This is a genomic window from Streptomyces sp. CB01635 (assembly GCF_002803065.1).
Lineage (GTDB): Bacteria > Actinomycetota > Actinomycetes > Streptomycetales > Streptomycetaceae > Streptomyces.
In genome coordinates this window covers 13,788-25,445 of record NZ_NNBL01000015.1, presented here as the reverse complement: position 1 = coordinate 25,445, position 11,658 = coordinate 13,788, and the positions used below count along the sequence as shown (strand labels likewise).

General features: G+C 68.7%; 8 protein-coding genes. 1 reads left to right on the top strand and 7 read right to left on the bottom strand.

Annotated elements, in window-relative coordinates:
- Positions 1 to 19 precede the first annotated feature (19 nt).
- The 5 genes from pglW to ychF all read right to left on the bottom strand — a co-directional run bounded on the left by pglW (position 20) and on the right by ychF (position 8,959).
- Positions 20 to 4,438, bottom strand: coding sequence for a BREX system serine/threonine kinase PglW (pglW, locus tag CG723_RS29530; RefSeq protein WP_199841941.1), 4,419 nt, complete (start codon positions 4,436 to 4,438; stop codon positions 20 to 22).
- A gap of 261 nt (positions 4,439 to 4,699) precedes the next feature.
- Positions 4,700 to 5,560 (bottom strand): hypothetical protein, encoded by an 861-nt coding sequence (locus tag CG723_RS29525; RefSeq protein ID WP_100596565.1) that lies wholly within the window; start codon positions 5,558 to 5,560, stop codon positions 4,700 to 4,702.
- A gap of 2 nt (positions 5,561 to 5,562) precedes the next feature.
- On the bottom strand, positions 5,563 to 5,811 hold the full coding sequence (locus CG723_RS47940; RefSeq protein ID WP_234374586.1) for a hypothetical protein: 249 nt from the start codon (positions 5,809 to 5,811) through the stop codon (positions 5,563 to 5,565).
- A gap of 353 nt (positions 5,812 to 6,164) precedes the next feature.
- Positions 6,165 to 7,439 carry an ATP-binding protein gene (locus tag CG723_RS29515; protein ID WP_100596563.1) on the bottom strand — a complete coding sequence of 425 codons (1,275 nt, stop codon included), beginning with the start codon at positions 7,437 to 7,439 and terminating at the stop codon, positions 6,165 to 6,167.
- Positions 7,440 to 7,870: 431 nt separating this feature from the next.
- Complete coding sequence (gene ychF, locus CG723_RS29510; RefSeq protein WP_100596562.1) at positions 7,871 to 8,959, bottom strand: redox-regulated ATPase YchF; 1,089 nt, start codon at positions 8,957 to 8,959, stop codon at positions 7,871 to 7,873.
- 149 nt (positions 8,960 to 9,108) lie between these two features.
- On the opposite strand from ychF, the gene CG723_RS29505 reads away from it, so the two are divergent.
- The gene (locus CG723_RS29505; protein ID WP_442802603.1) at positions 9,109 to 9,780 is read left to right on the top strand and encodes a DUF6542 domain-containing protein; all 672 of its coding nucleotides are present in this window, start codon (positions 9,109 to 9,111) and stop codon (positions 9,778 to 9,780) included.
- 76 nt (positions 9,781 to 9,856) lie between these two features.
- On the opposite strand, the gene ppgK is transcribed toward CG723_RS29505, so the two are convergent.
- Both ppgK and CG723_RS29495 read right to left on the bottom strand, forming a co-directional pair.
- Entirely contained in the window at positions 9,857 to 10,606 is a 750-nt protein-coding gene (gene ppgK / locus CG723_RS29500) for a polyphosphate--glucose phosphotransferase (RefSeq protein WP_100596560.1), read from the bottom strand.
- Between the two features lie 30 nt (positions 10,607 to 10,636).
- Positions 10,637 to 11,635, bottom strand: coding sequence for a 4-hydroxy-3-methylbut-2-enyl diphosphate reductase (locus CG723_RS29495; RefSeq protein WP_100596689.1), 999 nt, complete (start codon positions 11,633 to 11,635; stop codon positions 10,637 to 10,639).
- Positions 11,636 to 11,658: the final 23 nt, after the last annotated feature.

Genomic DNA, 11,658 nt, shown 5'->3' with positions numbered 1-11,658 from the left:
GTCCGCTCGCAACGGGCACTCAGTCCCCGAGCCCCTTCACGAAGTCCGCGTCCAGGTGCTCCCGCTCCCCGTCGCCACCGATCACCTCGACCGTCCGCCCGTCCAGGCGCGGCTGCTGAGACCTTGTCTCGACCGGGCACAGCAGCCACAGGCCGTACGGGACGGTCTCCGGTCGGCGTGCCGCGTTCTGAAGACGGGTCAGGAAACCGTGGCCGCCCTCGTCCCAGTAGCGGGCGACCAGGCCGGCGTCGTAAAGGAAGAGGACCGTCCGAGGCGCGGCGGCCAGCTCAAGAAGCGCGTCCTCCATCCGCTGCCAGACGACGCGGGCGAAGGAGGCGAGGCCGGGCTTGATGCGGCCGGGCGCCGAACTGCTGTCGGCGCGCAGGAACTTCTGCCAGTCCTGGCCCTTCTCGTCCGCCAGCTCCCGCAGCGTGCGCAGGAACATCCCCGCCACATCGACCGGGACAACGCCTTCGGGCTCGAAACCCGCCGCCACCCGCTCCGCCGTCCCCACGAGCACGTCGCGCTTCACCGTCAAGGCGAGGAAGCCACCGCGCGCGGCCCGCTCGGTGAGCCGGGCACGCAGCGCCCCGTGCGGGTCCTCGCGGTCCGCGCGTGAGACCGGGCGGGGCGGAAGATAGCTGGTGTGGACGCCGGTTGAGGTGCGGGCGGCGGGCGGTGCGGTTCTGCGCGGGAAGAACGTCAGGGTCGTGTGGTCGTACCGCAGGTCGAAGCGGGCCGCCTCCAGCGCCTCCTCGAGTTCCACGTGGGTCGGCTCGCGGCCGCCTGCGAGGAGGTCCAGGTCAGGGAAGCGCGCCCGCAACCGGGCGACCAGGCCGGACACCACGATGCCCCGGTCGTGCCGGACCCCCGCTCCCGCCTGCGAGATGCGCAGTGCCCGCTCCAGACTCAGATCCTGCGGGTACAGCTCAAGGCGCGGCGTGACCGCGGTCCGGGTGGCGACCGCGGCGGCCAGTGCCACGAGGCGGGTGTCCGCGAGTGGGGCGAAGCCGTCGGGGACCGGTACGGCACGCAGGTCACGCAGGACCTCGGTGCGGCTGGGCAGTGGGTCACGCCGTGCGAGCTGATGCGCGCAGGCTCCCAACAGGGCGCTGTAGTCGGCCAGTTCACGAGGGCTGGGGTCTTCGGTCCCGGGCAGGGACTCGGCCGCGATGAGGATCGCTTCGCCACGCCGGTGCACTGCGAGCCGGGGCTCGTGCAATGCCGCGCCCTCGGTCCCCGCGCTGTCTCCCCCTCCCAGCACATCCGACGTCTCGGCCTCGACCGCGGCCCGGACCACGGCCAGAGATCTGGCCAGGATCCGCTCACCGGTGTCACTGCCCGCTCCGTGCCGGGCGCGCAGTTCGGCAGCGGCCTCCACAGCGGTCATGACCCGCCCGGCGGCAGTGACGATGTCGGCAAGCTCGGCCCGTACCGGTGAGAGCCAGGCCGCCTCGGCCCACTGCTTGATCTCTATCCGGTGGTGCCGGGAGACCGGCGGCTGCTTGATACCCAGGTGCTCGGCGATGCGCGCCTGGACGGGCCAGGCACCCAGCGGGGACAGCCCGCCCTCCTGCGGCGGAAGCCCGAGCGTGAGCCGGACCACGCCCGCACGGTGCGAACCCTTGCGGCCGGACTCGGGGGTGAGCAGGGCCGCCATCTCGTCTATCGACAGGATCCGTTCCACGGCCGAGCCGTCCGCCGTCGCGGCGTCCACCACCGCGCGTTCGACGGGCGGGGTCTGCGGGGAGCTCGGGTCGGCGGCCGGAAGGAGCGCCGCCGCCCATTGCTTGCGCCGCCGGTTCAGTTCCTTGCGCACCAGCGCACCTGCTCCGCGCGCCCTGGAGATGACGTACGGCTGAAGGGTCAGCAGATCACCGACCCGATAGGCATGCAGGTCGTTCGCGACGGACACCGCCCGAGGGGTGAGCCCCGCCGCCTCCAGGGGTGTCGTGGTATCGGCGGCTTCCGCTGCCCTGTCCCGGTCGCTTTCCGGGTCTTCGGAGGCTGTACCGACCGTGGTCGCAGTGGTGGTGGGGCCGGTGGAGTCCGCGGTACGAAACACCTGCCTCCACTCGTCACGCATCTGCGTGAGGGTTTCGAAGCGGTGCTCGGCGTCGCGATGCAGGGCTCGGCGGAAGAAGTGTGCGAGCCCTTCACTCAGCGCGGGCTCGAAGAGCTCGACCGCGATACGGAGGACTGCCCACTCGTTGGTGAGCGGATCGTTCTGTCCGTCGCCCCACGCCGGACGCTCGCCGCTGGCCATCTCGTGAAGCGTGACGGCCGCCGCGTACCGCTCGGCGTGATCGTCGTAGTGGGCACGGCGCATCGACCCGAGGAACGGGTCGAGATAGTTGCGGGTACCGGCCTTGACGTCCCGGTCGGATGCGTCGGTGAGTGAGAAGTCGAAGAGCTTGAGCTGCCAGGTGCGGTCCTTGCGGCGCTGGACACCGAAATTGTCCGGCTTGATGTCACGGTGGCGCACTCCATGACCGGCGAGCTGGTCAAGGGCGTGGAACAGGTCGTCCGAGAAACGTTCCAACTCGTGGAAGGTGAGCCTGCCCCGGCCCCTGAGCCGCTCACCGAGAGACTGCTCGCCCGCGTACTCCAGTTCCAGAACCGTGCGCCCGCCGATCTCCCGCAGACCCTCCCCCCGCAGCTGGACGATGGCTCCGCCACCGACTGTGCCGAGCACCCGCTCCTCGGCCCGCAGCCTGCCGGCCCGCTCCTCGTCGAGCGCCACCTTGAAGACATGCTCGTCGATCTGGACGTGTCCGTCCTCGTCCTCCGTCGCACGCTCCACCAGGAGTGCACGGGCCGTGGCCCCGGTGCCGAGGACCCGCCGCACCGACCATTCGGCGTCGAGTGACTGGCCGGGCAGCGCCTCCAACGGGTCGACACCGGTCGCGGCAGGGGAATCGGGCAGCACGCTGGCGCGTTCGGCCTCGTCGAGGAGGTCGAGGAATTCCTCTACCGAACCGAGGCGGTCATTGACATCGGTCCGGGTCGCCTGGAAGACGAGATCGTCCAGGGCATCGGGCAGCCCGTCCGCCACCGCGAAGAGCCGCAGGCCCGAGTCCGTGCGCAGACGGTCACTCAGCGCACTGCGCTGCGCTGCCGGCGGCAGCCCGGTCAGGATCAGATGCGCCACTGCTCCGAGCCCGAAGACGTCCAGGTCACCCGGGTCGGCGTAGGGCTGATCCGTCTCCGGGGCGAGGTACACGCGAGCCGCGTCCTCAATGAGCGCCGCGTCGAGGGCGGAACCACCGATGGAACGGAAAAAGGTGGCGTTGGAGTCGAAGTCCCGAGCCGCGGTCTGCCAGTCGGTGATCCGCAATTCAGGGTGGGACCCACCCTCTTTGAACGAGACGTATACCGAACGGGCCGCCAGAGCCCGGTGATACAGAGAACGGTTGTGTGCGTGGCGGACGGCCTCCGCGAGCTGCCGGACCAGGTCGAGGCGTGTCTCAGGAGTCAGCTTCCCGCCGTAGACATCCAGGTACTGGTCGAGTCGCAGATCCGTGTGGCGGTGGCGGAAGAGGATCGCCGACCCACCTTGATGCTCACGGAATTCGACCGCGTCGACGATCCCACGATGGTTGATGCCCTGGAGTACCTGATATTCGCGACGCGCGGCTCGTTCGGTGGCCTTACGGGCTGCTTCGGTCGCCATCTGGCTGACCAGATAGATACGGACCCGGCCCTCCCCCTGGACCATTCCGTCATCGCGGGACGCGAGCCGGTCCTCCCATGACGGCCCGGCATCCAGCGGATGAGGCTCCATCTTCCATGCGTCGCCGAACCGCAGATGGGCTGCGGACTGGTGAATACCCATGGTCTTCAGAAGCTGCGGGAGGGTATGGCGGGAGAACTCCGGAGTGATGCGTCCCTCAGGGCGGTCCGGTGGCAGCCCCAGGAAATCCTGCCAAATTCGCTTCAGTCCGCTCGCGCCGTCGTCACGTCCGTAGACCTTGATCCGCTGGACCTCGTCCAGGTGGCTGTCCAGATCCGGGGCAGAGAGAAAGACGGCGGGCTCGATACGCGGCACGACACGATCGCTGATGCCCAGCTTGCGGGCTGCCCACTGGAGCTGACTCTTCAGCTCCTTGGACTTCAAGTCGTTGAAGTGCAGCGGATTGGTGATCGTCCGCGTGCGGTCCTGACCGCGGAAATTCCAGGTGGAACCGCTGTTGCGGAGTTCACCGGGATGACTCTTGATCTCAACGAGAAAGAGCCCGGCCGGAACCGCGATCAGCAGATCGCATTCGTTGACGCGTCCGGATTGCGCAGTGAAGGAGAAGGTCGCCCAGGCGCGATAAGGCTCGGCATGGGGCATGAGCTGTCGCACATGATCCAGCGCCTCCTGCTCCCACGGGTACGGAGAGACCCTCTCCTGCGACCACTGCCGGGGCGGCCTCGCGGGGCCAGGCTTCGGCACCCCGGACACCGGGGTTCCTCCCACTGCGGTCACTGTCCCGTCCTCCCGCGTCGCCCACGTCAGCAGGGCCGCATCATGCCTGGTCGAGCCTATCGCGCCCGCCATATGAGGGAACCGGCGTTCGCCGATCCAGAACCAGAGCGCCTCGATCCGTCGCGGATCCATCGCGGATCCAGCAAACCAGCGGCACGCGTTGCCGAGTGCGGGTATGCCTCGCGGCCCTCAGCCGGAACCGTGATCGAATGCGCAGGACCTCGGGGGTCAGTCCGCTTCGTGCCCGTTCATCAGCGGCGCCCACCCTTGCGGCTCCGCTGCAAGGGCCCGGCGCCCGAGGCCGTCGAGGCGGGCGATCACTTCCGGGTGGGCCTGCTCAAGCAGGTCCGCGGCACGGCGGCAGGCCGCGACAAGGACAGGGACCGCGTCCGGGTCGAGGGTGAGGATAGGGCCGCAGTAGCGGTGATGGCCCTGGCGGGTGAGGACTTCGCAGAGCGTTTCGGTGATCCAGTCGGTCAGGGGGTCGGTGGCGGGGAGTGCGTCGAGGCGCTGCTTGTGGCGCAGGCGCATGGCGGCGAACGCCGGAGCATTGAACTCCCGGGCGTGTTCCTGAAGTTCACCTCGGGCCTCCAGCCAGTCGACACCGGGGTGCCGGCAGATCTTGATCGTCAGGGTGCGGCGTTCAGCCTCGGTCAGCCAGTGCTTGTCGGCAAGTTGACGGCCTACCCAATCCGGAATATCCGCATCGTCATCGGGCGGTGTGCGGTAGACGTTGCACCCCAGGTCGGCGGTGCGCAGGCGTAGGCGCGGCGGATCGTCCTGTGCGCCTTCCGCGATACAGACGCGGATGCGGTACGACTCACCGGGCGCAGGTGCGGCGGCGATGGCCTGCGCGGACGGGTCGGTCTCCACGACAACCGACAGGGCACTCTCCGGAGCCCCCACCAGTTCCGCGAGTTGGGCGGTGACGGAGCGAACGGCCTCGTCGAGGTCTCCGGACGTCTCGTGGGGTCCAAGACCGAAGCCTCCGCGGGGCGCGGTGGCGCAGCTGACGGTCCACCGGTCCTCGTGGAGGCTCGCTTCGAGGTAGTGGTGCAGGCGCTTGCCCGGATACGGGGTGGCGTTCATGGTCAGTACTCCCACAGGGTGCTGTGCCGGTGACGGGTCGGCGGATGGTCCAGGTCCTCCGCGGATACGAGGAGCCCTCCGGGACCGGCCGCGCGGAGCTGCTTGACGGCGGCCGTACGAAAGGCGCGCAGGCCGGCGCGGGCCGCAGCTTCCGGCTGGCGCCAGGCACTGACCCGTGCGCCGAGCGCGCGCGGATAGGTGTACGCCGCGAAGGACCGGACGAGCAGGGTGGGCACGGGGCGTCGCCCCATGCGGCGAGCCAGGGTCAACTCGGCAGCTGAAGAGCGAAGTTCCGTCAGCGAGTTGGATGCGTGAGGGCCACTGCGAATCGCCCACCAGGACACATTGCGTGAGCGGTCGTTACGGTGCGGTGGCGGAACGTGATGAACAGTTCGTGACATGGCAGACCTCGGCGGGCCCGCCGGACTCTCCGGCGTGGCCGACCTAGAAGTCGGCTGCGGTGAAACGTCCCTGGTACTTGGTGCGCATACCCGCGAGGCTGCCAGCACGCAGCCGCTGTCGTCCAGCGCATTTCACGAGAACAACGGACACGCCTTATGGATCCAGCCATAGGAAGCCACCGTGGAACGTGCGGATCCGACCATCAGCGCCACAGCGCGTCGAGAGGCAGCACGTGCAGCCGTTCCTCGTAGGTGTAGGACCGCTTCCCCAGATTGATCACCACTCCACCCGCGAAGTCCTCACCGAGCCGCTCCCTCAGCGCACGAAGTCCCGCGAAGTCTCCGTCCTTGACCGTGCCGGCCGCCTTGACCTCCACCCCCGCGACCATCCCGGCATCCGTCTCAAGGACCAGATCGACTTCCTGCTGATCCCTGGTCCGGAAGTGCGAGAAGGACACGGCCTGCTGTGACCAGCCCGACTGCTTGATCAGTTCGTTGACCGTGAAGGTCTCCACGAGATGGCCGAACTGGGTGAGGGCCGCCGGAGTGCGCGTCTGCAACTTCTGCCCAGTCACACCGAGCAGGAAGGCGGCGAGCCCGGTGTCGACGGCATGGACCTTCGGGGTCCGGGTGGCACGGTTGGTGACCGAGCGCCCGAACGCCTCAAGACGGTGGACCAGGAACACGGCCTCAAGAAGCCCGATGTAGTCACGCACCACGCTCACCTCCAGGCCGACCGCGTCGGCGACGTGGCTGATGTTGAGCACCTGTCCGGTCTGTCCGGCCAGTCGGCGCAGGATCTGGGGCAGCACCTGCCGCTGCCGGACCTTGCGGATCTCCAACACGTCCCGTTCGATGACGAGATGGACGAAGTCACGGAACCAGCGGTCCCGGGACCGGCCTGCCACTCGGGCAAGGGCGAGGGGGAATCCACCGGCCAGGACCATGTCCTCGTACTCCTGGCGCGAGGTGGGTGAGGGCTCCGCGGTCACCAGGGAACCCGGATCACTGACCAGCGCATCAAGCGCGGTCTCCCGACGGTCCCGGAGCTCTCCCTGGGAGAGTGGCCACATCGTCGTCACGTGGGCCCGGCCGGTGAGGGACTGGCTGGCGAGCGGCAGGGTGTCATAGCGGGTCGAGCCCGTCAGGACGTAACGCCCAGGCCGCAGGTCCCGGTTGAGCTCGGCCTTGATCGAGTCAAGGAGCGTCGGCACATGCTGAAACTCGTCGATGCACACCGGTGTGGGGCGGTCGGCGCTGACGAAGAGTTCAGGGTCCGTTGCCACCGCGTGCCGGGTGTCGACCTCGTCCAGATCCACGACGTCGACTCCATGGCCCGCAGCACAGGCCGCGAGGAGTGTGCTCTTGCCGACCGTGCGAGCCCCGGTGAGAACGATGACCGGTTCGTCCAGGAGCAGCTCCTTAAGTACCGCCTCAAGGTGGCGGGGAAAGCGGTGCGACGCGGCTGGGGTCGGCATGACGGGCCCTTGCTTCCGACGAACGAACCAGGCCCCCCATTACACCAAATCTGCCACCCACCCACAGACGATTCGCGGGTCAGGTTTACCAAATCTGCCGACTCATTTTCGAAAAACTTGCCGCCCGTGGAACAGCCACTCGCCATCTCTCACCACCTCACGCACCGACCGCTCGGCACGGTCTGGCCGCCCTTCCTCGCGCACTCCCCGTCGCCTGACACTGAACAGTGCGCAACCCGACACGGGCGTCCGCATCCCACCCAGCACGATCCCAGCACGGTACGGATGACCAGGGATGACGACAGGTGACGAGGGGTCAGCTATCCCAGCACCATCCCAGCACGGGAAAAACTAAGGGCCCGACTCCGAAAAGTCGGGCCCTCTCTGACCAGCATGTTTGCCAGATCAGCGACGTGGTGATAGTGCACCCGCTACACGTTGAAGCGGAACTCCACCACGTCCCCGTCCTGCATCACGTAATCCTTGCCCTCCATGCGGGCCTTGCCCTTGGCGCGGGCCTCCGCGACCGAGCCCGTTTCCATCAGGTCGTCGAAGGAGATGACCTCCGCCTTGATGAAGCCCTTCTGGAAGTCGGTGTGGATCACGCCGGCTGCCTCGGGGGCCGTGGCGCCCTTCTTGATGGTCCAGGCGCGCGTTTCCTTCGGTCCTGCCGTCAGGTACGTCTGGAGGCCGAGGGTGTCGAAGCCGACGCGGCCGAGCGTGGCCAGGCCGGGCTCTTCCTGGCCCATCGACTGGAGGAGTTCGAGCGCCTCGTCGTCGTCGAGCTCGATCAGCTCGGACTCGATCTTGGCGTTGAGGAAGATCGCCTCGGCGGGGGCGACCAGGGCGCGCTGCTCGTTCTTGAAGTCCTCGTCGACCAGCTCGTCCTCGTCCACGTTGAACACGTAGAGGAAGGGCTTGGTGGTGAGGAGGTGCAGCTCGTGGAGCAGGCGGCCCTTCTCCGTGCCGGCGGTGATGCCCGCGGCGAAGAGCGTCGTGCCGGACTCGAGGATCTTCTGCGCCTCCTCGACCGCGGCGAGCACCGCGACCTTCTCCTTCTGGAGGCGGGACTCCTTCTGGAGGCGCGGGACCTGCTTCTCGACGGACTGGAGGTCCGCGAGGATCAGCTCGGTGTTGATCGTCTCGATGTCGTCCTTGGGCGAGACCTTGCCGTCGACGTGCACGACGTTCTCGTCCTTGAAGGCGCGGATGACCTGGCAGATCGCGTCCGACTCGCGGATGTTCGCGAGGAACTTGTTGCCCAGGCCCTCACCCTCGGAGGCGCCGCGCACGATGCCCGCGATGTCGACGAAGTCGACCGTCGCCGGGAGGGTCTTCTGGGAGCTGAAGACCTCGGCGAGCTTGGCGAGGCGGGGGTCGGGGACACCGACCACGCCCACGTTCGGCTCGATCGTGGCGAACGGGTAGTTGGCCGCCAGCACGTCGTTCTTGGTCAGGGCGTTGAAAAGGGTCGACTTGCCGACATTCGGCAGGCCGACGATTCCGATCGTGAGCGACACGTTGCGACTTCCCGTACGTGAGGATGGAGGACCCCCAGTCTACGGCGTGCCGCGCCACCCCCCGGCGCCCTGTCGAACGCTTGGCCAAGGTCGGCGAAACCGCGTGTCCCGGAGCGGATTCCACACATAACCCGACCTAAGTTGGTGTGGTGGATCAACCCAGTCGCACTCCGCCGCGTGCCCCGCAGAACCGGACCCGCCGCACGCCCCCGCTCCCCCCGCAGGCGCAGGGCGGCAGCGACGGACGCAACGGGCCCTCCGGGTCCCGTTCCGGAACGGTGTACCGGGCGTCGGGCAAGGGCGGCGTCAAGGCGCCGCGCCCCGTGCCGCCGGTCGTCCTCGCGCTGCGCCGCTTCCCCGATCCGCGCCTCACCGGCCTGGGCAGCGGACTGTTCTGCGCGGCCGCGATGTTCGCACTCGCCTGCCTGGACGCACTGCTGTTCGGCGGCTCGATCGTCGTGTACGGGGTGCTGTTCCTGCTGGTGAGCGCGCTCACCGCGATGTGGGTGCGGCGCGCCGACCTGGTGGCCGCGCCCGTCGCCGTGCCGATCGGCTTCGCCGTCGGGATCCTGCCGGTGGCCGACGGCTCGGGCGGGTTCGGCGGACAGGTGATGGGGCTGGTGACGGCGCTGGCGATGCACGCGGGCTGGCTCTACGGCGGCACGCTCGTCGCCGGACTCGTCGTGACCGTGCGCGGCATCCGCCACATGGCCCGTCGCGCGGCCCGCCGCCGAGCCCTCGCCCAGGCCCGCGCCGGCTCCCCCGGCACGCCGGCACAACAGGTGACCTCGGCCCCGCGCCCCCGCCGGCGAACGGCCTGAGGCCAGAGGTCCCGCGCCCAACACCTCTGCCTCTGCCCTCTGCCCCCTGCCCCCTGGCACCTGGCACCTGGCACCTCTACTTCTGCTGCGCCGCCGCCATGGCCGCCCCCACGATCCCCGCATTGTTCTGCAGCTGCGCCGGGACGATTTCCGCCTTGATGCCCTTGATCAGGGGCAGGAATTTGTCGGCCTTGCGGCTGACGCCGCCGCCGATGATGAAGAGTTCGGGCGAGAACAGCATCTCGACGTGCGCCAGGTACTTCTGGACGCGGTGCGCCCAGTGCTCCCAGCTCAGGTCGTGGTCTTCCTTCGCCTTCGTCGAGGCGTGCTTCTCGGCGTCGTGGCCGTGCAGCTCCAGATGGCCGAGCTCGGTGTTCGGGACGAGCTGACCGTCGAAGAACAGGGCGCTGCCGATGCCGGTGCCGAAGGTGAGGAGCAGGACCACGCCCTTGCGACCGCGGCCCGCGCCGAAGTGCATCTCGGCGACGCCCGCCGCGTCCGCGTCGTTCAGGACCGTCACGGGGAGCCCGCCGAGCCGCTCGCCGAGGAGGGCGCGGGCGTCGACGTCGATCCACGACTTGTCGACATTGGCAGCCGTACGGATCGTGGCGCCGCCCGTGACGACGCCGGGGAATGTGATGCCGACCCGGTCGGGCCGGGTGCCGAAGTGCTCCACGACCTGTTTCACCCCGTCGGCCACGCCGTCGGGCGTGGCCGGGTGCGGGGTGAGGACCTTGAACCGCTCCTGTGCCAGGTCTCCACGGTCCAGGTCAACGGGTGCGCCCTTGATCCCTGATCCGCCGATGTCCACGCCGAAGATCTGCATGGACACCACGTTACGACGAGTGGCTGAACGTCACTTCTCGGAAGAGCCGTCTCCCGTGAGGGCGGCGGCCTCCGCGCGCAGGTCACGGCGGAGTTCCTTCGGCAGCGAGAAGGTGATGGACTCCTCGGCGGTCTTCACGGTCTCCACGTCGGCGTAACCTCGCTCGGCCAGCCACTCCAGTACGCCGTCCACCAGCACGTCTGGGACGGAGGCGCCGGAGGTGAGGCCGACCGTGGTGACGCCCTCGAGCCAGGACTCGTCGATCTCGGCGGCGAAGTCCACCAGGTGGGCGGCGGGCGCGCCGGCGTCCAGGGCGACCTCGACCATGCGGATCGAGTTCGAGGAGTTCTTGGAGCCGACGACGATGACGAGCTCGGCGTCCTCGGCCAGCTTCTTCACCGCGATCTGGCGGTTCTGCGTGGCGTAGCAGATGTCGTCGCTGGGCGGCGAGAGCAGGTTCGGGAACTTGGCCTTGAGGGCGTCGACCGTCTCCATGGTCTCGTCCACGGAGAGCGTGGTCTGGGAGAGCCAGACGACCTTCGACTCGTCCCGCACCTCCACGTTCGCCACATCCTCGGGGCCGTCGACCAGCGTGATGTGGTCGGGGGCCTCGCCCGAGGTGCCGATGACCTCTTCGTGTCCCTCGTGGCCGATCAGGAGGATGTCGTAGTCCTCATTCGCGAAGCGGACGGCTTCCTTGTGGACCTTGGTGACGAGCGGGCAGGTCGCGTCGATGGTGGCGAGCTTCCCGGCCGCGGCCTCGTCGTGGACGACGGGCGCGACGCCGTGCGCCGAGAACATCACGATGGAGCCCTCGGGGACCTCCTGGGTCTGCTCGACGAAGATGGCGCCCTTCCGCTCCAGGGTCTGCACGACGTACTTGTTGTGGACGATCTCGTGGCGGACATAGATCGGGGCCCCGTACTGCTCAAGGGCCTTCTCGACGGCGATCACGGCACGGTCCACACCGGCGCAGTAGCCCCGGGGGGCGGCGAGCAGGACGCGGCGGGGGCCAGTCGTAGCAGTCATGCCCACCATCGTAAGGCCGCGTC